This is a genomic window from Tardiphaga sp. vice304, assembly GCF_007018905.1.
Classification (GTDB): domain Bacteria; phylum Pseudomonadota; class Alphaproteobacteria; order Rhizobiales; family Xanthobacteraceae; genus Tardiphaga.
The window spans coordinates 1,890,327-1,915,408 of record NZ_CP041402.1 but is presented as its reverse complement, the minus strand read 5'-3'; the positions used below and the strand labels follow the sequence as shown (position 1 = coordinate 1,915,408).

General features: G+C 63.9%; 20 protein-coding genes. 6 read left to right on the top strand and 14 right to left on the bottom strand.

Annotated elements, in window-relative coordinates; all coding sequences use genetic code 11:
• Positions 1-2: 2 nt before the first annotated feature.
• From FNL56_RS09070 to FNL56_RS28980, 3 genes are all read right to left on the bottom strand, one after another.
• The gene (locus FNL56_RS09070; RefSeq protein ID WP_143572488.1) at positions 3-1,307 is read right to left on the bottom strand and encodes an HlyD family type I secretion periplasmic adaptor subunit; all 1,305 of its coding nucleotides are present in this window, start codon (positions 1,305-1,307) and stop codon (positions 3-5) included.
• Positions 1,304-3,061: a type I secretion system permease/ATPase gene (locus FNL56_RS09065; RefSeq protein ID WP_246660917.1), complete on the bottom strand. Its 1,758-nt coding sequence runs from the start codon at positions 3,059-3,061 to the stop codon at positions 1,304-1,306. Before FNL56_RS09065 ends, FNL56_RS09070 begins: the two co-directional genes overlap by 4 nt.
• Positions 3,062-3,192: 131 nt before the next feature.
• The gene (locus FNL56_RS28980; RefSeq protein ID WP_143572487.1) at positions 3,193-6,099 is read right to left on the bottom strand and encodes a cadherin-like domain-containing protein; all 2,907 of its coding nucleotides are present in this window, start codon (positions 6,097-6,099) and stop codon (positions 3,193-3,195) included.
• Positions 6,100-6,375: 276 nt separating this feature from the next.
• Between FNL56_RS28980 and FNL56_RS09055 the strand changes: the two genes are divergently transcribed.
• Positions 6,376-7,314, top strand: coding sequence for an IS110 family transposase (locus FNL56_RS09055; protein ID WP_143572486.1), 939 nt, complete (start codon positions 6,376-6,378; stop codon positions 7,312-7,314).
• Positions 7,315-7,510: 196 nt separating this feature from the next.
• Positions 7,511-8,245 (top strand): RibD family protein, encoded by a 735-nt coding sequence (locus FNL56_RS09050; protein WP_143572485.1) that lies wholly within the window; start codon positions 7,511-7,513, stop codon positions 8,243-8,245.
• 21 nt (positions 8,246-8,266) lie between these two features.
• Here FNL56_RS09050 and FNL56_RS09045 read toward each other — a convergent pair whose 3' ends face one another.
• Positions 8,267-8,509, bottom strand: a complete 243-nt coding sequence (locus FNL56_RS09045; protein ID WP_143572484.1) for a hypothetical protein — start codon at positions 8,507-8,509, stop codon at positions 8,267-8,269.
• A gap of 196 nt (positions 8,510-8,705) precedes the next feature.
• On the opposite strand from FNL56_RS09045, the gene FNL56_RS09040 reads away from it, so the two are divergent.
• Entirely contained in the window at positions 8,706-9,869 is a 1,164-nt protein-coding gene (locus FNL56_RS09040) for an FAD-dependent oxidoreductase (protein ID WP_143572483.1), read from the top strand.
• Between the two features lies 1 nt (position 9,870).
• Here the strand turns inward: FNL56_RS09040 and FNL56_RS09035 are convergent, their stop codons facing one another.
• Positions 9,871-11,217 (bottom strand): MFS transporter, encoded by a 1,347-nt coding sequence (locus FNL56_RS09035; RefSeq protein WP_143578853.1) that lies wholly within the window; start codon positions 11,215-11,217, stop codon positions 9,871-9,873.
• 102 nt (positions 11,218-11,319) lie between these two features.
• Between FNL56_RS09035 and flhA the strand changes: the two genes are divergently transcribed.
• On the top strand, positions 11,320-13,554 hold the full coding sequence (gene flhA / locus FNL56_RS09030; protein ID WP_143576105.1) for a flagellar biosynthesis protein FlhA: 2,235 nt from the start codon (positions 11,320-11,322) through the stop codon (positions 13,552-13,554).
• Positions 13,555-13,865: 311 nt separating this feature from the next.
• Entirely contained in the window at positions 13,866-14,066 is a 201-nt protein-coding gene (locus FNL56_RS09025) for a hypothetical protein (RefSeq protein WP_143572481.1), read from the top strand.
• Positions 14,067-14,394: 328 nt separating this feature from the next.
• Here FNL56_RS09025 and FNL56_RS09020 read toward each other — a convergent pair whose 3' ends face one another.
• The 4 genes from FNL56_RS09020 to fliI form a co-directional block, all read right to left on the bottom strand.
• Positions 14,395-15,291 carry an anti-sigma factor gene (locus FNL56_RS09020; RefSeq protein ID WP_143581939.1) on the bottom strand — a complete coding sequence of 299 codons (897 nt, stop codon included), beginning with the start codon at positions 15,289-15,291 and terminating at the stop codon, positions 14,395-14,397.
• The gene (locus tag FNL56_RS09015; protein WP_143572479.1) at positions 15,291-15,839 is read right to left on the bottom strand and encodes a sigma-70 family RNA polymerase sigma factor; all 549 of its coding nucleotides are present in this window, start codon (positions 15,837-15,839) and stop codon (positions 15,291-15,293) included. The genes FNL56_RS09020 and FNL56_RS09015 overlap by 1 nt, the downstream gene beginning before the upstream one ends.
• Positions 15,840-16,018: 179 nt before the next feature.
• Positions 16,019-16,438 (bottom strand): flagellar export protein FliJ, encoded by a 420-nt coding sequence (gene fliJ / locus FNL56_RS09010; RefSeq protein ID WP_143572478.1) that lies wholly within the window; start codon positions 16,436-16,438, stop codon positions 16,019-16,021.
• Between the two features lie 109 nt (positions 16,439-16,547).
• A complete protein-coding gene (fliI, locus tag FNL56_RS09005) occupies positions 16,548-17,873 on the bottom strand; it encodes a flagellar protein export ATPase FliI (protein ID WP_143572477.1) in 1,326 nt (441 codons plus the stop codon).
• 367 nt (positions 17,874-18,240) lie between these two features.
• On the opposite strand from fliI, the gene ctrA reads away from it, so the two are divergent.
• Positions 18,241-18,942: a response regulator transcription factor CtrA gene (ctrA, locus tag FNL56_RS09000; RefSeq protein WP_143572476.1), complete on the top strand. Its 702-nt coding sequence runs from the start codon at positions 18,241-18,243 to the stop codon at positions 18,940-18,942.
• A 249-nt stretch (positions 18,943-19,191) separates the two neighbouring features.
• Here the strand turns inward: ctrA and FNL56_RS08995 are convergent, their stop codons facing one another.
• From FNL56_RS08995 to FNL56_RS08975, 5 genes are all read right to left on the bottom strand, one after another.
• On the bottom strand, positions 19,192-20,064 hold the full coding sequence (locus FNL56_RS08995) for a CheR family methyltransferase (protein WP_143581938.1): 873 nt from the start codon (positions 20,062-20,064) through the stop codon (positions 19,192-19,194).
• Positions 20,061-21,224 (bottom strand): protein-glutamate methylesterase/protein-glutamine glutaminase, encoded by a 1,164-nt coding sequence (locus tag FNL56_RS08990; protein WP_143572474.1) that lies wholly within the window; start codon positions 21,222-21,224, stop codon positions 20,061-20,063. The genes FNL56_RS08995 and FNL56_RS08990 overlap by 4 nt, the downstream gene beginning before the upstream one ends.
• A gap of 78 nt (positions 21,225-21,302) precedes the next feature.
• A complete protein-coding gene (locus tag FNL56_RS08985; protein WP_143572473.1) occupies positions 21,303-21,668 on the bottom strand; it encodes a response regulator in 366 nt (121 codons plus the stop codon).
• Between the two features lie 54 nt (positions 21,669-21,722).
• Positions 21,723-22,193, bottom strand: coding sequence for a chemotaxis protein CheW (locus FNL56_RS08980; protein ID WP_143572472.1), 471 nt, complete (start codon positions 22,191-22,193; stop codon positions 21,723-21,725).
• A 7-nt stretch (positions 22,194-22,200) separates the two neighbouring features.
• Positions 22,201-24,888 carry a hybrid sensor histidine kinase/response regulator gene (locus tag FNL56_RS08975; RefSeq protein ID WP_143572471.1) on the bottom strand — a complete coding sequence of 896 codons (2,688 nt, stop codon included), beginning with the start codon at positions 24,886-24,888 and terminating at the stop codon, positions 22,201-22,203.
• Between the last annotated feature and the right edge of the window lie 194 nt (positions 24,889-25,082).

The following is a 25,082-nucleotide window of genomic DNA, read 5'->3' as shown; positions in this document are numbered from 1 at the left end:
GCTCACTTCTCGCGAAACGCGCGCATCAACTGATCGTTGAACGGCTTGGCGAGATAGGCCAGCATGGTGCGGTCGCCGGTCTGCACGAAGGCCTCCACCGGCATGCCGGGGATCAGGCGGACGTCGCCGAGCCGGGCGATTTCGGACGCCGGCATCGAAATGCGGATGGTGTAATAGCTCTGCCCGGTGCGCTGGTCGGTGGTGGTGTCCGGCGAAACCCGGCTGACGACGCCGTTCAGTTCGGGCGTGGTGCGCTGGTTGAAGGCCGACAGCCGCAGCAGCGTCTTCTGGCCGATCACCAGCTTGTCGATGTCCTGCGGATTGACGCGCGCCTCGACCGAGAGACTGTCGGTCTGCGGCACGATCAGCATGATGGCGTCGCCGGCGGTGATGACGCCGCCGACGGTATGCACGGTGGATTGCAGCACCATGCCGTCCTGCGGCGCGCGGATATCGACGCGGCGCAACTGGTCTTCGGCGGTGACCTTGCGCTCGACGAATTCGCCGATCCGGTCATTGGTCTCGCGCAGATCCTTGCTGACTTCCGACACCAGATCCTTGTCGATCTGGATGATCTGCAGTTCGGTCTCGGTGATCTTGCCCTTGGTCTGGGCACGGGCGGCCATGAACTGCGCGCGTTCGCCGGCAAGCCGCGCCGCGTCGCGCTCCAGCACGGTCAGCCGCGAAAGTTGCACGAGTTGCTGGTTGTACAGTCCGCGCACGCCGATCAGTTCCTTTTCGATCAGTTCGATCTCGCGCGACTTGGCGGCCTGCTGCGCGGCCAGGCCATTGATCTCCTCGTTGAGCTGCAGCACGCGCTCGCGGAGCTGCGCCTTCTGACCGGTGCGGCTGGCGAGACGGACATTGAACAATTTGGTCTCGCTGGCGACGACGTTCTTGACCTCGTCGTCGGCGATCTGCTCGAGCAGCACGGCTGGGAAATGGATCCGCTCGGCGCCGCGCTGCTCGGCCTCCAGCCGTCCCGCGCGCGCCCACAGCCCGTTGAGGTTCTTGGTGACGATGGCAAGGCCGGCCTTGGTGACGGTGTCGTCGAGCCGCACCACGACGTCGCCGGCGCGAACCACGTCGCCATCGCGCGCGCGCAATTCGCCGACCACGCCGCCGGTCGGATGCTGTACTTTCTTGACGTTGGAATCCACCACCACAGAGCCCGGCGCGATCAGCGCGCCGGAAATCTGCGCGGTTGCGGCCCAGCCGCCGATGCCGCCGGCGAGCACCAGCACCACGACCAGGCCGATGACCAGATGAAAACGGATCGAGCGCCGAGCGGTGCCGGGAATGCTCATGGCTTGGCCACCCCGCCATCGGACACGATCTTGATCGGCGGCGGCACCGGGCGCTGCAGCACCTGCGCCAGCACGGTCTCCTTCGGCCCGAACGCCTGCATGCGTCCGTCCTTCAGCACCAGCAGCCTGTCGACGCCCTCGATGCCGATCGGCCGGTGCGCGACGACGATGACGATGGCGCCGCGGGCGCGCGCGGCGCGCACCGCGCGGGTCAGCGCCTCGTCGCCCTCGGTGTCGAGATTGGAGTTCGGCTCGTCGAGCACGACCAGGAACGGCTCGCCATACAGCGCCCGCGCCAGCGCGATGCGCTGCGCCTGCCCGGCCGACAGCACGCCCCCCTGCTCGCCGATCTCGGTGTCGTAGCCGTCGCGCATGGTGACGATCAGTTCATGCACGCCGGCCTGCATGGCCGCGGCGATGATGGCCTCCGCCGGGGCGTCGGGATCGAAGCGGCTGATGTTCTGCGCAATCGTGCCTGCGAACAGTTCGACGTCCTGCGGCAGATAGCCGATGTGGCGGCCGAGATCGTCGGACGACCATTGCTCGAGGCTCGCCGCATCGAGCCGGACATGGCCGCGCACCGGGCGCCATACGCCGACCAGCGCGCGCAGCAGCGAGGACTTGCCGGAGCCGGACGGCCCGATGATGCCGAGCCCCTGCCCGGCCTCCAGCACGAAGCTGATATCGCTAACGGTGACCCGGCCGTCGGCCGACGGCGCAATGCTGACGGCCTGGACCGCGAGCGTCCGCGACGGGTCCTGCAATTGCATCGGCGCGGCCTGTGCCGGCACCGCCTGCAACAGCCCGTTGAGGCGGTGCCAGCTCTGCCGCGCCGCGACGAAGCCCTTCCAGTGCGCGATCGCCAGATCGACCGGCGCCAGCGCCCGCGCGCTCAGGATCGAGCCGGCAATGATGATGCCCGCGGTGGCCTGCTGGTTGATCACCAGATACGCGCCGACGCCGAGCACCGCCGATTGCAGCATCATGCGCAGCACCTTGGCGATGGCGCCGAGCCCGCCGGCGACGTCGCTGGTGCGCCGGTTGCCGTCGAGATAGCGATCATTGGCGCCGGCCCAGCGCCGGGTCAGCCGCCCGGCCATGCCCATCGCGACGATGACCTCGGCGTTGCGCCGACTACTGGAGGCGATGTCGCTGCGCTGCGCTGCAAGCCCCTGCGCATCCTGCGCCGGCCGCCTCGTCAGCACCTCGGTGAGCACGGTGAGCCCCACCAGGATCAGCGCGCCGACCGTAGCGGTGACGCCGATCAGCGGATGGAAGGCAAAACAGATCGCCAGATAGAGCGGCAGCCACGGCAGGTCGAACAGCGCGCCCGGCCCCATGCCGGACAGGAAGGCACGGATATTGTCGAGGTCGCGCAGCGGCTGCAGCCCCTCGCCTTGGCCGCCCTTCAACAGAGGCAGCCGCACCACGGTCTCAAACACCCGCGGGCTGAGCGCCTCGTCGATGGAGGTGCCGACCCGCACCAGGATGCGACCGCGCAGCAGGTCGAGCACGCCCTGCGCGATGTAGAGGCCACCGGCCAGCACGATCAGCGCAATCAGCGTCGGCACGCTGCGGCTCGGCAGCACGCGATCATAGACTTCGAGCATGAAGAACGAGCCGGTCAGATACAGGATGTTGATCATGAAGCTCATCACGCCGACGCCAAAGAAGGCGCCGCGGCACGCCCGCAGGGCGTTGCCTAGCTCGGACTTCGCGGGTTGGCCGACTCGTGACAAGGAACGCTGCATCATCAGACCCTTGCGATCAGTGGGCGGCGGTTTGGGGGGCGCGTTACGCCGTCCCGGACTGCGACCTGCCGCTCATTATGGCATTGGCCGGGAAGTTTGGGCAAATGGCCCCTGCAGAAAGTTGACGCGCCATGTCAGACGGAGAAGTTGCTTACAATGAAATCGCTGGCGCTCAGGCTCGTATGGGCCACATTGTGCAGCAGGATGGAGTTGCCGCTATCGAGGGTGATCAGGGTATCCGCTGAATTGTCCGGGTTGGCCATGACATTCTGTGCCATCCAGGTGCCCAGACTGCTCTGCGTGACGATCGACGACAGTGCCTGTAGATCGATGTGATCGATACTCGTCTGGAAATCATAGATCGTGTCGCGACCGGAACCAGCCGTGAACACAAAGTTATCTGCGCCGCCGAGACCTATCAGCAAGTCGTCACCCGCGAGGCCGTTGATGCTGTCGGCGCCGTTGGTCCCGAACAACGCGTTACTGCCAGCGGTCGCGACATTGGCGGTGGTGATGTAGGTCGTCGTGGCATGTGCGCCCGCCGCGATGCTGCCGAAATCGTAAGTGATCGAGATCGCATGATCGCCCTGGGCGCCATTGGGATCGGTCGGACTGCCAAAGGCCTGCGTTGCATACGGATTCGTGTTGGTGAAACCATAGGACGACGCGCGCCAGTCTCCGTTCAGTCCGATCAGCGCGACCTCGGCCCCCGACGCCGCCCCCTTTGCGGAGACGATGGCGACATCGTTCGCATTGGCCGGATTGTGAATCACGTCGTTCCGCGTGGCGTAGATCCCGTTTGTCTGCACATCCTGGTCGGGATCGAAATTGCGCATGAAGCGAACGCCGGTCAGCTCCAAGCCGCTGCCGTTGAAGATTTCGATGGTAGTCGTGAAGTAATTGGCATCTGCGCCCAGCGTGACGGTCTGGGTCAGGGTCACATTATTGCCGGCGCCGAGCGTGGTGACCACCGAGTTCGAACCGTCCTGGTTGTGAACCTGGGTATGCGAAATGGTCGTGAAGTCGGTATCGTTCATCAGCGGCGATCCGTTGACGACGACCGGCGTTGAATTCTGACCAAGATGATAGCCGAGCACGATACGGTCTTCCGGCGTGCCGGGCGTGGTGACATTGCCCATCCCTGGCAGAACGAAGCCGTTGGTGGCGCCGCCCGGGCCGACATCGATCGAGGTGCCGTCGGACGAGGTCAGGTGGTAGACGGTGTCCGGCGGCACCGGCGTGAAATCGACATCCGCGACAACCGGCGCGCTGCTGATGCTGCCGTCGCTGACGATCACGGTGATTTCCGGCGCCGCGCTGCTGCCATCGTGATGAAAGCGCACATGGCCTGCGCCAATCTCCGCCGATGTGAACGGGCGGGTCGCGGATGCCACTAACCATGTACCAGTTGCGGTATCGTAGATCTCGAACGTGCCGTGGGTTGCCGTTCCATAGTAAGTGAAGCTGCTGCTGTCGGGATCGGAAATCCCGACATTCGCGAGCGTGAGCAGGACAATGCCGCCTTGCTTCACCGAGAGCCCGGCCGAGGTAATCACCGGCGCATCATTGACATTCGTGAAGATGACGCTGCCCGGCAGCAGGTTGCTGGCGCTGTTGAGGATGGCGCCGTCATCCGCCCGGATCGTGAAGGTCGGGGCGACCTCGCTGCCGTCATGGACGAAGCGGACGCGACCGGCAATGAGCTGCGCCGTAGTGAAGCTGGTTGCCGCGACCCAGACGATGCCGTCGGCCGAGGTCTGGAACGCGCCATGGCTGACGCCGGACACCGTGAAGGTGAACGCCGTGCTGGTGGTATCGACGACGCCGATGCTGCCGGCGCCCAGCACCACGGTGCCGCCCTCGGACACGGCAAGGCGGGCCGACTCGATCACGGGCGCCGTGTTCGGCCGCGTTACGGTCACCAGGACCGGCGGCGTGCCAGGTGGCGCATCCGGCAGGTTGATCGGAATGATCCGCGGCACTTCCGGCGTCAGGCCCTGAAACGGATTGAAATTCAGCGGCTGCGGATCCGAACTGCCGGGCACGGTGCCGGGCGGCGGCGAACTACCGCCAGGCAGGGTGCCGCTCGGATTGGGATTCGGGACATTCGGGAAGTATAACTGGAAGATCGGCGCGATGATCGCAAGCGCCTCCGGCGACAGCGGCGGCGCCTGCGAGGTCAGGGCATCGCCGGTGCCGGTGACGCTGGTCACCTGCCCGGCCGCGTTGACCGTGCCGATCACCATGGTCGGATCGGCCCGGCTGTACAGTACGTAGGACCCCACCCTTCCGCCGGGCTCGACCAGCACTTGGAATTTGACCGGTGGCGCGCCACCCTGGCCGGGCACCTCGAAGCCGATCTCGACCAGCACGGCGGTGCCGCGGATGCCCATCGTCGCCACGGGCGTATCGACCCGCATGTCGCCTTTTTTGGCCGTCTCGCCGGCGACGAAGGTGATGGTGCCCTGCACAAGGCTGAGCAGGGAGGAATTGCTCGATCCGTTGGGATCGTAGACCATCTCGTTGAGCACCATGCGGGCATTGGCCGAAAGCCCGAACACCGTGCCGTCGATAAAGGTGATGCCAAGCGTCGAATCGGCGCCGGCCTGGACGACGTCGCCCTTGTTGACGGTGTCGCCCATGTTGAGCTGAATCGAGACGCCGTTGCGGATCGCCGTGGCGCTGCCGGTAAGCCGGGTCACCGTGCCGATCACCGGCGCTGCGGCAGCCGCGCCGCCGAGCTGGGCCACCTGCACCTCACCGGTCAGCGCGGTCACCAGATCGCCCGACAGATGAGCGCCATCTGGCGACGCCAGCGTCGCGCGCGCCACGCCCTTGAAATAGTCGGGCACCACATGTTCGTGGCCGTCCTTCGACAGCACCAGATCGAGCCCGGCGCGCTTGTAGTCACCGGAAAACAGCAGATGGGCATCGGGGACGATGACGGTGTGCCCGCCGGACGACGACCCGTCGCTTGTCGCGCCGCCGAAATCCGGCGTCGTGGCCATGCCTGAGAGCTGGAATTTTCCGGAATAATTCAACGGCTCACCACAAGCGTTCAAAGAATTGGATACCGAAGCTGATGCTGCATAGCATCAAGGGGGTGCCCTGCGAAAGTGTCCGGCTGCGCACGGGCACCTTGTAATTTGCCGAATGCCGTTTCTGCTAAGCTTGGCGGAGCGGTGGCAGGCGAAAGACCGCATCACCTGAGGGACACCAAGCCCGTTGGGGAGCGTGGGTCTTCGCCTGCCGTTCCATCGAACCCGAACAGTCGCTTGGGCCGCTTTGCGAGCCCGCTTGCGCAAGGATGGGATCAGATGGACGCGATTTACGTTGGCATCGATGTTTCGAAGGACCGGCTGGACGTAGCGGTACGCCCAACGGGCCAGAGTTTTGCGGTCGCCCGAGATGGCGCGGGGATCGACGAACTGATCGGACGACTGAAGGCGATCTCGCCACGGCTGGTAGCCATCGAGGCGACCGGCGGCTTCGAGACGGTTGTCGCAGCGGGCCTCGGCGGAGCAAGCCTGCCGGTGGTGATCGTCAATCCGGCGCAGGTGCGCTTCTTTGCCAACGCGGTTGGCAAGCGCGCCAAGACCGATCCGATCGATGCCATGGTGATCGCGCATTTTGCCGAGGCGACCAAACCGCAGCTGCGTCAGCTGCCCGACGAGATGACGCGCCTGCTTGCCGATCTGGTCGCGCGCCGGCGCCAGATCGTCGAGATGATCGCGGCGGAAAGCCAGCGTGCCCGTCGCGTCAGTAATCCGCGGTTGAAGAAGAGCATCGCCCGGCTGCGCAAGGCGCTGGAGAAAGAGCTGGCTGAACTGGACGACGATATCCGCGATCACGTCCAGGGCACGCCGGCCTGGGCCGAGAAGGAAGATCTGCTGGCCTCGGTCCCGGGCATCGGGCCGACGATTGCCCGCAGCCTAATCGCCGAATTGCCGGAACTGGGCACGCTTGATCGCCGTCAGATCGCCGCGCTTGCGGGTCTGGCGCCATGGACCCGGCAATCCGGCCAATGGCGCGGCAAGAGCTTCATCGGCGGCGGCAGAGCCAGCGTGCGCGGCGTGCTGTTCATGGGCGCCATGGTCGCCGCTCGCTTCAATCCGACGCTCAAACTGTTTCGAGACAAACTCGTTGCCGCCGGCAAGCCCAAGCTGGTGGCGATCATTGCGGTCGCCCGCAAGCTACTCACCATCCTCAACGCCATCCTCCGGGACAAAACGCCATGGCAGCCCAAAAACGCTTGACCCGAAAGACAGTCGCTCCACACTCGGCCTTGCCAAATGCCTCGATCTTCCGTCTCGGGCGCGCCCGGGGCTTCATGTAAGCCGTGTTTTCGAAGAATGGGTCTTTTCGCCGTGGCCGGCGTTGTCAGTCATGCCGCCCTTTTGCCGTCAGGCTCGCTGCGTGGCGCCCTCCCCGCGGCTTCGTTCAGGAGACGAAATGACCAAGCCTTATGTTGTCTGCCTCATGGTGTCCTCGCTCGACGGCAGCCTGTCACTCAGCAAATGGACCACCAGCCCGGACGGATCGCGCGACGACTGGTCAGCGAGCTACGAAAAGATTCATGACAGCCTGAAGGCCGACGCGTGGATCGCCGGGCGCGTCACCATGGCCGAAATGGCCAAGGGCGCGCCGCATCCGCCTGCCGGAAAAGTCTCGGTCGAGCGCCCGCATCATTTCGCGGCGAGAGACGCCCGTCCGTTCGCCATAGCTCTCGATACGTCCGGAAAATTGCATTTTGGCCGGCCCGACATCAATGGCGATCATGTCGTGGTCCTGCTCGGCCGCGCCGTGACCGACGCGCATCTCGCCGAACTCGCCGCCGATGGTGTTTCCTACATCGTGTCAGACGCCGACGAGATCGACCTTGCAGCAACGCTGGACGTATTGCGCCATGAACTCGGCATCCAGCGGCTGGCGCTGGAAGGCGGCGGCGGCATCAATGGCGCGTTCTTCGCAGCCGGGCTGGTGGATGAATTCAACGTCATCATGACGCCGGCGCTCGATGCCCGAGCGGGCTGCACATCCATCGTCAACTTCGGCGACGCAGGGCTGGCCGGAAAGACCGAACTGTCCCTGGCCTCCTGCGAGAAGATCGACCATGGCGCCGTGCATCTGCGCTACACGGTGACGCCCGGTCGATCGCAGCAAAGAGACGGCACGGCTGCGATCTGACCGTTGAGCAGCTGACGACGCCTAGCGCATGCCGCCGGAATTGCCGCCCTTGACGTTACCGAGCGAGTTGCTGCCGCTGCCGGAATTGCCATTATTGCCGGACAGCGCCGCATTGCCGCCGGTCGGCGCCGACCGGCCGGTGGTCACGCCTTGGGACTTCGTGTTGGTGTAAATGCCCTGGCGCTTGTGCTTGGCGGAAGCCGAACCCGCGGAGATACCGGAAATCAGGAGAACCGCCGCGGCGGTCGCAAGAAACCTTTTCATCTGCTTTACTTTCGTTCGAGGAAGATGACGCGCCAACGCGACGCTTGGCATCCCGTTCCCCGTGTGTAGCCGCCATGACGCACCTTGCCCGACGATGTCGCGGGTCTCCGCCGACGGGTGAAGGCCGTTGTTCGCTTGTTCAGGCTTTATTTGCCAATCCCTGCCAGAATGTCGCAGGTCCACAAGGCTGGGAATTATGCGATATACGGATATTGCGGTGGTCGGCGGTGGCCTCGCCGGCTCGACGGCGGCAGCCATGCTGGGGCGCGCCGGCGTCTCCGCCGTGGTGATCGATCCGCACGCCAAATATCCACCCGATTTGCGTTCCGAAAAGATCAGCACCAATCAGCTCGCGCTGTTGCGCAAGACCGGCCTGGTCGATGCCGCGCTGCGCGCCGGCCGCCACGATGGCGAGATCTGGACCGCGCGGTTCGGCTATCTGATCGACCGCAAGCCGAGCCGCCAGTTCGGCATACTGTACCACGACATGGTCAATGCGATCCGCGGCGAAATCCCGGACAGCATCGACCAGATCGAGGCCAAGGTCACGGCGATTTCCACCAGTGCGGACCGGCAGACGCTGACGCTATCTACCGGCGAACAGATTTCGGTACGGCTGGTGGTGCTGTCGAGCGGGCTGAACATCGGGCTGCTGCACCAGCTCGGCATCGAGCGCCAGATCATCAGCAAGTGCCACAGCATCACCATCGGCTTCGACATCGTCCCGCGCGGACGACCGGCCTTCGACTTCCCGGCGCTGACCTATTTCTCGGAACGGCCGAGCGACCGCGCCGCCTATCTGACGCTGTTTCCGGTGACCGAAGGCATGCGCGCCAATCTGTTCGTGTACCGCGACATGGACGACCCCTGGCTGCGCGAGATGCGCGACGCGCCGGTGGACGCTTTGCACCGTCTGTTTCCGAGGCTGCGCCACTTCACCGGCGAATTCGCGATCACCGGCCAGTTGCGGATCCGCCCGGCCGATCTCTATGTCGCGACCGGCCATCGCCCGGCCGGTGTCGTACTGGTCGGCGACGCTTTCTCGACCTCCTGCCCGGCCGCCGGCACCGGCACCGACATGGTGTTCACCGACGTGGAAAGGCTGTGCAACGCCTACATCCCGGAGTGGCTCGCGACCGACGGCATGGGCGCCGACAAGATCGGCGCGTTCTATGACGATCCCGCCAAGGTCGCCTGCGACGCCTGGTCGGAAGCCACCGCCTATCACTTCCGCTCGGTCTCGATCGGCGAAGGCCTGCCCTGGCAGGCGCGGCGCTGGGCCCGTTTCCTCGGCCGCCGCGGACAGGGCATGCTGCGCCGGCTGCGCGAACGCGTCACCGGCAACGCCGAAGCGGCGTAGCTCAGGCCATCGCCAGCCGCTGTCGCGCACGCAACAGCAGCGCCACCATGATGGTGACGTTGACGGCGTTCCAGGCGAGGCCGTTCATGAAGGCGGCAGCGTAGGAGCCGGTGGCGTCGAAGATCACGCCGGAGATCCAGCCGCCCAGCGCCATGCCGACCACGGTGCCGAGGATCACGATGCCGACGCGGGTGGCGGCCTCCGACGCCGGCAGCGCTTCGCGGATGATGATCGCATAGCCCGGCACGATGCCGCCCTGGAACAGGCCGAACATCGCCGAGATGGCATAGAGCGATACCATGCTGTCAAAGAACAGGTAGAACAGCAAAGCCACGCCCTGCATCACCGAGCCGAGCAGCAGCGTGCGGATGCCGCCAATGCGGTCAGCGAGAAAGCCGGAGCCGACCCTTGAGATGATGCCGCAGGCCAGCATCAGGGACAGCATCTCGGAGCCGCGCGCCGCGCCATAGCCGAGGTCGCCGCAATACGCGACGATATGCACCTGCGGCATCGCCATCGCCACACAGCAGGCGACGCCGGCCGTGAACAGCAGCATGGTCAGCGCATGGCCGCCGAGCCGCAAATCGATCCGCGGCGGCGGCGCGTCGATGTGGCTGCGGCGCGGACCGGCTCCCATCTGCAGTCGCAGGATGAAGAGGAACGCCAGCATCAGGCCGCAACTGACCAGGCCGACCGCGACATGGGTGAAGCGCCAGCCGTGGTTCTGGATGCCCCAATTGACCAGCGGCGGCCAGAACGCGCCGCCGATATAGCTGCCGGTGGCGGCGATCGACACCGCAATGCCGCGGCGGCGCTCGAACCAGTGCGATGCTTCCGCCATCAGCGGGCCGAACGTCGCCGAGGCGCCGGCGCCGATCGCCAGATGGATCAGGTTGAACTGCCACAGCGCGGTGGACAACGAGGCCGCGAGATAGCCCGCGCCCATCAGCACGGCGGCCAGCACCACGGTGGCGACAATGCCGAAGCGGTCGGTCAGCCGGCCGGCGGCGACGCCGCCGAGGCCGAAGCCGGCCATCGTCAGCGTGAAGGCCAGCGAGGCGCCGCCGCGGCTGGCACCGAATTCACTTTGCACCGCCGGCAGCGCCACCACCACCGACCACATCCCGACCGAGCCGATCGAGCCAATGATCAAGGCGATGCCGAGCCGCGCCCACGCCTGGCGCGAGTCGGGGATGAAATGGGGCGTTAACTCCCGAATCCTGAATTCTTTTTCCACGGCGGCAACATCGTGGGGCGCCACCCGCCCGTCAAGCGAACCGCCCGGGAAGGGGCCATGCAGAAGCAGCGCAACAACGACCAGCGTGCCCGCCGCAGCACAGATCGCCATATGCCGCAGCCCCGACGACCGGAAATTAACCCTTTGCTAACCATACACCCGGCAAGAATTGCCGGGTGAAGTCGCGTCTCGTCAGCCGATCGGGGAATGCCCGTGGAAGCCAGTGCGGTGCCTCACTTTCGATCCGGCGGCCCCTCGGCCGTCGCCCAGACGTTCGGCGCCCGCGGAGGATTTTCGCGGCAGGAAGCGGCAGACATGACGGATTTGGTAGCGGGATCAGGCTTGGGCGGGGCGCCGAAGGCGGGCTTCACGTTCAGCGACCTCCGCTCGATGATTTTGCGCGGCGATCTGGCGCTCGCCTTCGGCGTGCTGATCATCCTGGTCGTGCTGATCATGCCGCTGCCGGCGATCGTGCTCGACCTGTTTCTGGCGATTTCGATCACGATGTCGATCCTGATCCTGATGACGGCGCTGTTCATCCAGACGCCGCTGGAATTCTCGTCGTTCCCGACCGTACTCTTGATTTCGACCATGCTGCGGCTGTCGCTCAACATGGCCTCGACCCGGCTGATCCTGTCGCACGGCCACGAGGGCACCGCCGCCGCCGGCCATGTCATCGAGGCGTTCGGCAATTTCGTGATGGGTGGCAATTTCGTCATCGGCATCATCGTTTTCGCGATCCTGGTGATCGTGAACTTCGTCGTCATCACCAAGGGTTCGGGCCGCATCGCCGAAGTCGCGGCGCGCTTCACGCTGGACGCGATGCCCGGCAAGCAGATGGCGATCGACGCCGATCTGTCCGCCGGCCTGATCGACGAGGCCACTGCCAAGAAGCGCCGCAAGGACCTCGAGGATGAAAGCGGCTTCTTCGGCGCGATGGACGGCGCCTCGAAGTTCGTCCGCGGCGACGCCATCGCCGGCCTGCTGGTGGTGTTCATCAACATCATCGGCGGCATCATCATCGGCGTCGCCCAGCAGGGCCTGTCATTCGCCGAAGCGGCGCGCACCTATACGCTGCTGACCGTCGGCGACGGCCTGGTCACGCAGGTGCCGGCGCTGATCGTCTCTACCGCCGCGGGCTTGCTGGTCTCGAAGGCCGGCATCACGGGCGCCGCCGACAAGGCGCTGATGAAGCAATTGTCCGGCTATCCGCAGGCGCTCGGCATGTCGGCTGGCGTGATGCTGGCGCTGGGCTTGCTGCCGGGGATTCCGATGCTGCCGTTCCTGGCACTCGGCGGCGGCGCCGGCTGGCTTGCCTGGAAGGCCAGCAAGAACAACAAGGCTGTCAAGGCGACCGAGGCCCGCGAAGCCGCGGCTCCCGCGGTAGCCGCGGCTGCTGCCGCCGCTGCCGACGAGCCGATCTCGGCGTCGCTGAAGATCGACGATCTCAAGATCGAGCTCGGCTATGCGCTGCTGCCGCTGGTCAACGGCCCCGATGGCACCGACCGGCTGACCGACCAGATCAAGGCGCTGCGCAAGTCGCTGGCGGTGGAGATGGGCTTCGTGATGCCGTCGGTGCGGATCCTCGACAACGTCCAGCTCGAGGCCAACACCTACGTCATCAAGATCAAGGAAGTGGACGCCGGCAGCGGCCGGATCTGGCCGGCGCAGTTCATGGTCATGGATCCCGGCGGCCAGCAGGTCAATGTACCCGGCATCCACACCACCGAGCCGACCTTCGGCCTGCCGGCGACCTGGGTCGATGCTGCGCTGAAGGAGGAGGCGACGATGAAGGGTTACACCGTCGTCGATGCCGCCACCGTGCTGTCGACGCATCTCACCGAGCTGCTGAAGGGCAATACCGCCGACCTCTTGTCTTATGGCGAAGTGCAGAAGCTGCTGAAAGACCTGCCGAAGGAACAGGGCGAACTGATCAAGGACATCGTGCCGAGCCTGATTACGGTGTCCGGCATCCAGCGCGTGCTGCAGCTGCTGCTCGCCGAACGGATCTCGATCCGCGACCTCTCCACCATTCTGGAAGGCATTGCCGACGCGCTGTCGTTCTCGCGCAATCCGGCCACCGTGGTCGAGCACGTCCGCGCCCGCCTCGCGCGCCAGATCTGCGCGCAGAACACCTCCTATAATGGCTACCTGCCGCTGATCGCGCTGTCGGCGAAATGGGAGCAGGCCTTTGCCGAGTCGATCATCGGCACCGGCGAAGAGCGCAGCCTGGCGATGCAGCCGTCCAAACTGTCGGAATTCATGACCACGGTGCGCGACCGCTTCGAACAGGCCGCCCGCGAAGGCGAAGCCCCCGTGCTGGTCACCTCGGCCTCAATCCGTCCGTTCGTGCGCTCGCTGGTCGAGCGCTTCCGGGCCCAGACCACGGTGCTGTCGCAGGCCGAAATTCATCCGCGCGCCCGCCTGAAGACCGTCGGCAGCGTCTGACAAGGACCTGCCGGCGCGCCCGAGATGATGTAAATTCGTCACAGACAAGCGGTTTGCCAGAATGTCGCGGGGCGCGGCCCGTTCATCGCTTCTCGCACTCAAAGTTTCAAGCATTTGATTAAATGGTATTTTTTCCGATTTCGACTGAACAGCCAGGCGGTCTGATCGCGCCTGATCACGTCTCTTCACTGCCTTGTGAACACATCTTTGGAACGTAAGGCGTCGTCCCTACGTTCTTTGCCATGAGATGTTGAACCAGCCAGACCGGTAATGACACCAACGGTCGAAGGCACAGACGGCAGGAGCGTTGGATGAACCATTCGATTTACAGCGCGGACCGCATGACCCACCTCAAGGTGGTCATCGTTGCCCTGATCGCCGGTATTTTCGTGGCCGGGCTCGGCATCAGCGCCCGTGTTAATTCGAACGAGGGCTACACGCAGACCGCCAAAGTGATCAAGGCCGGCAAGCCGGTCGCAATCGGCAGCTCCAGCGCCACCGCGGTGCGCTAACGATTTCACGAATTCGCGCGGCGATGTCCCCCAAGGTCGTCGTGTGAATCCAGCGAAGCTCCACTTCCCCCCGGGTGGACTTCCAAATGGAAAACGCCCGCTCCCCACGGGCGTTTTTCTTTGTCTGAAATTTGATTGTCTTGCGACGCGCGCAACATTTTCCCTCTCCCCCGCGCGAAGCAAAGCTTCGCTAGGTGGTAGAGGGTGGCCGCGCGTAGCGCGGACGGGTGAGGGGTAGTGCTTGGCGGCGCCCCCTCATCCGACGCGGACTTCGGCCGCGCCACCTTCTCCCACAAGGGGAGATGGAAGAAACAAGCGCAGCCCGTGATCACTTCGCCGGAGACGGCACCGTCTCGATCAGCTTGCCGGTGAACACGATCGGGCCGGTGGCGCTGCCGGTCGGCGAGCCGCCGGTGGGCTCCACCGTGACGGCATAGGTCGCCTCATTCACCATCGCCGGATCATACGCCGCCAGTGCGGCTGCCGTCGTGAAGTCATGACCGCCGATCACACCCAGCGAACGCGGCGCCTGCAATTTGTCGGACACGATCCACAGCTCATAGTCCTTGCCGGGCTGCTGCTCGGCACCGACCTTGCGGACAGTGAAGTTCTTTGTGGCGGAATCGACCGTGAGAATGAAGGCCGGCGACGCGGCATCGGTCTGCAGCAACGCCACATACTGGGCCTGCGCAACGGGGGCCGCCGGCGGCGAAACCTGCGCGACCTGCGGCGCCTTCGGGCGAAGGCCTTCCGGGAGCAGATCGGGGCGCGTCGCCTGCAGGCCGATCATCGCCACCAGGGCCGCGGCGATCGCCATCATGCCGGTCGCCACATTGCGCCAGCGGCGCGCCTGCTGCGAGAAGGCAACGACGTTCGAACCGTCCTGCGAGCTATCATACGGTAAATCGATGGCGGGACGGCCGGCCTCGACGGGCGCAGCTTGCTCGGCGGCAACAGCCGCGACCGGCGCCGCGGGAAGGATCAGAGCCTGCTGCGCGCCGGACAGGCCGGCAGCGCGCTTGATCCGCTCCCACACTTCGGGACCAGGCTCGACGAGGCCGACCATCTGGTTGAGGACGTCGAGCTTGCGCGACCACGCATCGACCAGCCCGGCAAATTCCTTGTCTACGGTCATCATGGTATCGACCTGCGCGCGCTCATCGGCGTCCAGGGTGCCGAGCACGTATTCCGCCGCCAGCACGATATGGTCTTCGCTATAGGCCATCATACCAATCCCAGACACTCCCGGATATCCAACATGCTGCGGCGCAGCCATGTCTTCACCGTGTTCACCGGCGCGGAGAACTTCACCGCGAGCTGATCGCGGCTCCATCCATTGTAGTAAGCAAGCAGCACCAGTTTCTGGCGGTCCGGCTCAAGCCGTCCCACACACTCCAACAGGCGTTTCAACTCCTCGGTCATTTCCCGACGCGCAAGCGGATCGGGCGTATCGGCGGCGACTTCCATCGCGGCCGGCTCTTCCTCGATCGATACTTCGCCCTTCTTGCGGACCACATCGATCGCCCGGTTTCGGGCAATCGATACCATCCACGTAATTGGCGAAGCCAGCCCGGGATTGAATTGCCCGGCACTGTTCCAGATCTTGACATAGGCCTCCTGGATAACTTCTTCCGCAAGATCCTGTCTGCGCAAGATACGGAGAACCACGCCAAAGAGTTTCGCGCGCGTGGCCGCGTAGAGGCGCTCGAACGCAACCTCGTCGCCCTTTGCAACCGCAGCGATCAGCCAGACGAGCTCAGCCGGCGTCAGCATTCAGTGTCCCCAACCTCAAGATATCCCACCGCTATTTGCCTGAGTCCGGACGCGGTCGGAGCTGTCGTATCATACTTTCACGGTACCGGGCCATGGCACGGCATGGACTGTGGACAGCGCGCAACAAAAAGCCCGGACCTCGCGGTCCGGGCTCGATATTGCATGAATGGCTTCGCCGCTCAGGCAACGGCGCCGATGCGGGCCCGCATCAGGCCGATGCTGTCGAGGTCGGCCTGCTCGCGGGCGCTTTCCTCGGCGCGTTCGCGGGCCTGGTCGCGCTCGTCGAGCAATTCGACCTTCTTCAATTCCTCGAACGCTTCGGTGAGCAGGCTTTTGGCATCCTCGAGCTGGATGCGCAGTTCGTCGGCGGAGCGCGTCAGGTTCTCGCGGCGCTGGATCGCGGCCTTGGCGTAGGTCGGATAGGCGAAGTGCGAGGGATCCTGGATGCCGGCGCGGTCCTGCTCGGTCTGGATCTCGCGCTCCAGATCGACCGACATGCGCTGGAAATCGGCGATCATGCTCTCGATCTGATTGACCCGGCGCCGCTTCTCGTCGACCTGAAACTTCTTCAGTCGGATCAGCGTGTCACGTGACTTCATCGACTCGTACTCCCCAGAAGTCCCAAATCATACGCGGGACGCCACCGGTCTCCCGTAAGGAAGGCGCCGGTACAAACTCTACTCTGGGTCAGATGATGACCGGACAAAGTTAGCGTTCCGTTTCCAAACTGCCAATGATTTGTTCGAGTTGCCTGTATCCATCGCCCAGCAGCGAGACCTCCTCCTTGCGCTGGCGCAGGAAGGTCTCGAGCGGCTCGTGCAGCCGGATCGCCTCGTCGACCTCCGGGCTGGAGCCGGCCCGGTAGGCGCCGAGCCGGATCAGTTCCTCCATGTCGGAATAGGTCGCCATGATCTGGCGGGCGCGCGTAATCGTCGGCAGGAACGCGGGATCGCAGGATTTCGGCATCGTCCGCGACACCGATTTGAGGATGTTGATCGCGGGGTAGCGACCGCGTTCGGCGATCGCGCGTTGCATCACGATGTGGCCGTCGAGAATGCCGCGCACGGCGTCGGCCACCGGCTCGTTGTGGTCATCGCCATCGACCAGCACGGTGAAGATACCTGTGATCGAGCCCTGATTGGTGCCGGGCCCTGCCCGCTCCAGCAGTTTCGGCAGTTCGGTGAACACCGTCGGCGTATAGCCTTTGGCGGTCGGCGGCTCGCCGACCGACAGGCCGATCTCGCGCTGCGCCATCGCAAAGCGGGTGACCGAGTCCATCATGCACATGACGTCCTTGCCCTCATCGCGAAAGTATTCAGACACCGACATGGTGAGATAGGCGGCCTGGCGGCGCATCAAGGCCGGTTCGTCGGACGTCGCCACCACCACCACGGCGCGCGCCAGCCCCTCCTCGCCGAGATCTTCCTGCAGAAATTCCTGCACCTCGCGACCGCGCTCGCCGATCAAACCGATCACCGAGACGTCGGCATCGGCATTGCGCGCCAGCATCGACAGCAGCACCGACTTGCCGACGCCGGAGCCGGCGAAGATGCCCATGCGCTGGCCGCGGCAGCAGGTCAGGAAGGTGTTGAGCGAGCGCACCCCAAGATCGAGCGGCGCGCCGACCCGGTTGCGCGAATGCGCCGGTGGCGGCGAATTGCGATACGGCATCGGCGACGGGCCCTGCAGCAGCGGCCCCTTGCCGTCGATTGGCTCCGCCATCGCATTGATGACGCGCCCGAGCCACGCCGACGACGGCCGCACCTGGCTGGCGGCATTGGCGATCACCGCGCGGCAGCCGCGGCGCACGCCTTCCAGCCCGGCAAACGGCATCACCACCGCATTGGTGCCGGAAAAGCCGATGACCTCGGCCGGAATGAAGCGGTTGGTGCCGGTCTCGATCACGATTCGCGCGCCAACCGACATCGCATGGATGGGACCTGCGATCTCCACCATCAGCCCGCGGACGCCAACCACCCGTCCATAGATGTTGACGCCGTCCAGATCGGCAATCTGTTCCGCGAGTGCTTTCATTGCGAAAACCTTAAGTTTCCAGGCATTGCCGGCAGACCCTTAACTCCGTGTTTACCCGCATCGTTAATCATTACGTCATTGTCTGAGGAAGCTGAGAGCATTCGCTTTTCAGAACGAAGGGCGAGTCGATGGAGTCGGTTAGCGCTGACTCTTAATGTGGAACTTGAACGGCTGCGGGAACAAAAACTGCCTTTACAGCAATATCTTATGGCGATTCGACAAAAATTGCACGGTTTGGTCTTGCACAGGGGAATCAGGTTTTGTTAACCATATGTCGTCAGGATCCGAATCAGTTGTTCAAAGGCGTTTTTTGGTGCCGCAAGTGCGGCCGACCTGACGCCCGGAGCGGCGACTAAAGGGGACTGGCATGCGCGTTTTGTTAATCGAAGATGATAGCGCGGTCGCGCAGTCGATTGAGCTGATGCTCAAATCCGAGAGCTTCAACGTCTATACGACGGATCTCGGCGAAGAGGGTGTCGATCTCGGCAAGCTCTATGACTATGACATTATCCTGCTCGACCTCAATCTGCCGGACATGTCCGGCTATGATGTGCTCAAGCAGCTGCGGGTGTCGAAGATCAAGACCCCGATTCTGATCCTTTCCGGCCTCGCCGGCATCGAGGACAAGGTCAAAGGCCTCGGCGTCGGCGCCGACGACTACATGACCAAACCGTTTCACAAGGACGAACTCGTCGCCCGCATCCATGCGATCGTGCGCCGCTCCAAGGGCCATGCCCAGTCGGTGATCCAGACCGGCGACCTCGTCGTCAACCTGGATACCAAGACGGTGGAAGTCGGCGGCCAGCGCGTGCACCTGACCGGCAAGGAATACCAGATGCTGGAGCTGCTCTCGCTCCGCAAGGGCACCACGCTTACCAAGGAAATGTTCCTCAACCATCTCTACGGCGGCATGGACGAGCCCGAACTGAAGATCATCGACGTGTTCATCTGCAAACTGCGCAAGAAGCTGGCGAATGCGTCGGACGGCCGCAATTTCATCGAAACCGTCTGGGGCCGCGGCTACGTGCTGCGCGAGCCGCACGAAGAAGAAATCCGCATCCCGGCCTGATCTCGCTTGCTGCGCGTTCGTCATAACCTCCCGAAACTGAGCCCCGCCGGAAACGGCGGGGTTTTTGTTTGGGAAACGCTTGTTGTCATTCCTGGGCGCGAGCGAACCTCAGCCGCTCCGATTGGAGTGGCGGGGAATCTCGATATGTGACGAGGAACACGCGGGGGGTCCCAGCCAATCCAGTTGGATTGGCTGGGACCTGCATCGTACGGCTTCGCCGTCTGCAGCATGCCGGAATGAAAGCGCAATCTACCGCGCGCTGACGACCTTCATGCCCGTACCCATGCCCGGCACGATCGACGGCGCGGCAAGCACGGCGGTCGGACGATACAATCCGCGGCGGTCGGCCTGCGGCTTGAAGGCGTCGGTCAGACCGACCACGGTTTCGGCGGCGCCGAGAGCGAGGAAACCGCCCGGCTCCATCGCCTTGGCCAGTCGGCCAAAAATCTGCGACTTCATGTCCTGATCGAAATAGATCAGAACGTTGCGGCAGAAGATCAGGTCGAACTTGCCCATATGGGAAAAGTCCTGCAGCAAATTGAGCGGCCGATACTGGACCATGGCCCGGATCTCCGGGCTGATCTGCCACATTTCGCCGGTCTGCTTGAAGTACTTCACCAGAAGCTGGATCGGCAGCCCGCGCTGCACCTCGAACTGGGTGTAGAGACCGGATTTCGATTTCTCCAGCACCTGCGGCGAGATGTCGGTGCCGATGATCTCGATGCGCCAGCCGGCGAGTTGCGCGCTCATTTCCTTCACGCACATCGCGATCGAATAGGGCTCCTGCCCGGTCGAGGCCGCCGCGCACCAGATCCGCAGGCTCTTGCGCGACGCGCGCGTCTGGATCAGTTCGGGAATCACCGCCTCGCGCAGATGGTCGAACGGAATCTTGTCGCGAAAGAAGAACGTCTCGTTAGTGGTCATCGCCTCGACCACGTCGGCGCCGAGCGTCGTCGAGCCGCCGCGAATTTTCTGGACCAGCTCGTCGAGCGTCGTGAGGCCGGCCTTGCGGGCCAGCGGCATCAGGCGGCTTTCCACCAGATACTGCTTGTCGACGGAGAGATCGAGGCCCGAGCGTTCCTTCAGGAATTTGCGCAGGTAGTCGTAATTGGCCGGCGTCATGAGCGGTCCCCCGAAAATATCCGAACCAGTTTCGGAGCGATCTGGTTGAGCGGCAGAATTGCCGAGCAGATTCCGGCGTTGGCAGCCGCCCCCGGCATGCCCCACACCACACTGGTAGCTTCGTCCTGCGCGATCACGGCGCCGCCGGCGGCGACGATGTCCTTGCCGCCGCGCATGCCATCCGAGCCCATGCCGGTCAGCACCACCGCCAGGATGGCGCCTTGCCAGGCATCGATCGCGGAGTTGAACAGCGGATCGACCGCGGGTTTGCAGAAATTGACCGCCGGGCCATCGTCGAGCGCGATGGTGATATTGGTGCCGTGCTTGACCACGCGCATGTGCTTGCCACCCGGCGCCAGATAAATCTGTCCGGGCTTGACGAGTTCGCCGTCCACGCCTTCGTGCGCAGGGCGCTTGCTGGTGCGCGTCAGGTGTTCGGCGAGAATCGTGGTGAAGGTCGGCGGCATATGCTGGGTGATCAGCACCGGAACGCGGTCGATGACGGCGCCGATCTCGGCCACCAGCGTCATCAGCGCCTGCGGGCCGCCGGTCGAGGAACCGATCAGCAGCACACGCGGCATGATCTGGCTGAACGGACGCTTGGCGAGCTGGACCTGCCCCGCCACCGGCCCCAGCGCCGTCAACGGCGCCGCCGGCTTCGCCACTGCCGGCACGATCGAGGGCGCAGCAGCAGATTTCAGGCGCCGTACCTTGTGGCCGAGATGGCGGATCTTCTGCAGCAGATCGTGCTTGAATACGTCGGCGGCCGCATTCTCGCGGGTGCTCTCCGGTTTCGGAATGTAGTCGGCCGCGCCCAGCGACATCGCCTTGAACGAGATCTCCGCGTTGCGGCGGGTCAGCGTCGAGGCCATGATGACGATCAGATTGCGCTTCTTGGCCAGCAGTTGCGGCAACGCCTCGATGCCGTCGAGTTCGGGCATCTCGATGTCGAGCACAGCGACGTCGGGATTGATGCGCTCGACCTGGTTGACGGCGTCGAGCCCGGTTCGCAGCGAAGCAGCGACGGTCATGTCCGGCTCGGCCTCGATCCAGCGCGAGATCAGGCCGCGAATGACGACCGAGTCATCCACGACCATGACACGCAACGGCTCATACCGCGCCGTATCCGACACAGGGGCACTCATCACAGCAATACTCATCACTCACCAGACGCAACGAACGCTACAAATGAACTTGCGTGACGATCAGAAACGGGCGCGAACGCCCGGTTGCGAAGCCTAGATCAAACCGACTTCATGAAACTTGGCCGACACGATATCCTTGTCGAACGGCTTCATGATGTATTCGTTGGCGCCGGCATGCAGCGCGCGGGCGATGTGCGCGACGTCGTTCTCGGTGGTGCAGAACACCACTTTCGGTCCGTCGCCGCCCGGCATCCGGCGCAGGTTGCGCAGGAATTCGTAGCCGTCCATCACCGGCATGTTCCAGTCGAGCAGCACGGCGTCCGGCAGGCTGCGCTTGCAGGCTTCCAGGGCCTTCTCGCCGTCTTCGGCCTCGGTGATCTCGAAATCCAGACCTTCGAGTATCCGGCGGGCAACTTTACGGATGACGCTGGAGTCATCGACAACCAGACAAGTCTTCATTTTCGGCCTCTGCCTCTGTGTCCCGAAGGACGTTTGATTGCGCGCGCGCCGGCCTTAGGCAGCCAGCTTGTCGGGCGAAATTTCGAGAATGCGGTCAACGTCGAGCACGACCATCAACTGGCCGTCGAGCCGGTGAACGCCATCGGCCATCTTCGCCATCCGCGGGTCGAGATTGACCGGATTTACCTCGCGGCTGTCGTCGGCAAGCTTGAGGACTTCGCCGATCGAGTCGATCAGCAGGCCGTAGGATTCGCCGCGCAGATCGACGCCCACCGCCATCGGCGGCTTGCCATCGTCGTTCTTCGGCAGGCCGAGGCGCGAGCGCATGTCGATGGCGGTAACGATACGTCCGCGCAGATTGAGCACGCCGGCGACGTCGCTGGAAGAAAGCGGCACGCGGGTAAGTCGTTCCGGCATGAACACATCCTGCACGCGCGAGATCGGCATGCCGAACAGCTGGCCACCGATCATGGTGGTGACGAATTCGGTGATGGCGCCGCCGGAAGTGGTTGTCTTGCTGGTCATGGTCATCTTACGCCGCCTGACTGGTGGTTTGGTTGGTCTGTTCTTTCAGCGAGGCGATCAGACCAGGCCGATCGAACTTCGCGACATAATCGTTCAGGCCGGCCTGCCGGCCGCGCTCGATCGCCGCGGGCGAAATCATCGAAGACAGCGCGATGATCGGGGTGTGGGACATCTTCTGGTCCGCCCGAATGGCTTCGGCGAATTCGAAGCCGTTCATGTCGGGCATTTCGATATCGGTCAGGATGGCATCGAACTCCTGCCCGGAGCGCAGCACGACCAGACCTTCCTGCGCGTTGATCGCAACCCGAACCTTGTAGCCTGCCGCCTTCAGCACCGGCGCCAGCATGTTGCGGAAGAATGCGGAGTCGTCGACCAGCAGGATCGACTGCGTGGTGGCGAACTCCTTCATTTCCTTGCGCGTGAACCAGTCGGCGAATGCCATCGGCAGGAAATGGCCGACGTCGATCACTTCGGTCGCCTGCCCCTTGATGACGGCGGAGCCGAGAATGCCGGGCTGTGCGCCCGCCACTTCGATATTGAGACGCTCCTCGACGATGTCGATGATCTCGTCGACCACCAGGCCCATCGAGCGCTGCTCGTCGGCGAACACCAGAATCGGCTGCGTTCCGCTGGTATGGATCGACACGCCGTCCATCTGCACCAGGGGCATCAGCTGATCGCGGTACTGAACCATATAACGGCCGTTCGACGATTCGATCTTGTCGGCGGCGATCTCCTCGAGCCGCGTGACCAGTGCCAGCGGCACCGATTTTGGCTGCGAGGAGCCGGCCCGGAACACCAGCAGCGAAGTAAGCTGCTCGGACGCATTGGCGTGCTTGGACATGTTTTCGTTGGAGATCTCGGTAACCGCCGAACCGGCCGCACCCAGTTCCTGCGCAATTCCGTTGGGATCGATGATCATGATCACCGCGCCGTCACCCAGAATGGTGTTGCCGGAGAACATGCCGATATGGCGCAGCTTGGTGGACATCGGCTTGACGACGATTTCCTCGGTGTGGAAGACGCCGTCGACGACGATACCGAAGGTCTGGTTGCCGACCTGCGTCACGACGATGAAGCCGTTCTCCGGTTCGGAGTTGGTGCCGTCGTCGATTTGCAGCAGCTTCTTGAGGTGCATCAGCGGCAGCAACTTGTTGCGCAGCCGCAGCACCGGGGTGTCCTTGATACGCTCGATGCGATGTTCGGAATTGGCGCGCGCGCGCACCAGTTCGACGACCGCAAGCTGCGGGATCGCAAAACGGTCTCCGCCGGCTTCGACGATCAGCGCCGAGACGATCGCCAGCGTCAGCGGGATCTTGATGGTGACGCTGGAGCCCTCGCCGGCCACCGACTTGACGTCGATGGTGCCGCCGATCTGGTCGATATTGGTCCGCACGACGTCCATGCCGACGCCGCGTCCGGAGACGCTGGTAACAGCTGCCGCGGTGGAGAAGCCGGGCGCGAAGATGAACTTGTGGATCTGGGCTTCCGACATCTTCTCGATGTCGGCTTCGGAGGCGAGGCCATTCTGGATCGCCTTGGCCTTGATAAGTTCGGTGTTGAGACCGCGGCCGTTGTCGGCGATGCAGATGATGATGTGGCCGCCTTCATGATAGGCGGACAGCCGGATCGTGCCCTGCTCCGGCTTGCCGGCCGCGGCGCGCTCGGCGCCGGTCTCAAGGCCATGATCGGCAGAGTTGCGCACCATGTGAGTGAGCGGATCCTTGATCAGATCGAGCACCTGGCGATCGAGCTCGGTGTCGGCACCGTGCATTTCGAGTTCGATCTGCTTGCCGAGTTCGCCGCCGAGATCGCGGACGATGCGCGGCAGCTTCTGCCATGCATTGCCTATCGGCTGCATGCGCGTCTTCATGACGCCGTCCTGCAGCTCTGCGGTCACCGTCGACAGACGCTGCAACGGCACCTTGAATTCGGTATCCTCGTGACGGCGGCTGATTTCCAGCAACTGGTTGCGGGTCAGCACCAGTTCGGACACCATCGTCATCAGATGTTCGAGCGTGTCGACGTTGACGCGGATCGACTGGTTGGCGACCTTGTCGCCTTCCGGGGTCTCGATCTCGACGACGGATTTCTTCGCTGCCGGTTTCGGCGCGACCTTCTCGACCACGGCGACCACCGGCGCGGGTTCTGCGACAGCCGCAGGCGGCGCCACTTCGATCTCGGTTTCCTGGAACGCCCGCTCCAGCTCGTCCAGCGATACTTCGCCAGGACGCAATTCGCGCTCCAGCATCGGCACCACCAAAGCCGGTGCCTCAACGACGTCCGGCACGATCGGCGGCGCAGCGCTCATCGATGCCATCCCCTTCTCAACCATGTGATGAAGCTCATCGATCAGGTCCTGATCGACGCCCTCCGGTTCGGCCTCGGTGGCCTCCAGCTGCCCAAGAATTTCCTTGATCCGGTCGATGGTGGTCAGGATCAGCGTCACCGCCTCTCCGGTGACCGGCATGCCATCGCGGAATTTACCCATCAGCGTCTCAGCGGCGTGCGCAAGCGCTTCCAGGCGCGGCAAGCCAAGAAAGCCGCAGGTGCCCTTGATGGTGTGTACCAAGCGGAAAATATTATCTAAAATTTTAGCGTTGTTCGGATCCTGTTCGAACCGGACCAATTGATTGTCGACCGTGTCCAGGCTCTCGTTGGTTTCCGTCAAAAATTCCCGCAGAAGATCGTCCATGAAATTGGCCTTCGCATTCCACGCGCGCGATTGCGCGACCCGTTTCGGAATGTGGCTACTTTCACCGCAAAGCGTTTAATATTGGTTGCGTATCCGGGCCGTAAGAGCCCTGATTGGACAGATAGATGCGCCGGGTAGGTAGCCGCCTGCGTTTATGGCTACTTCCGTAAGGCGCCGTTAACGCTGTGGACCGC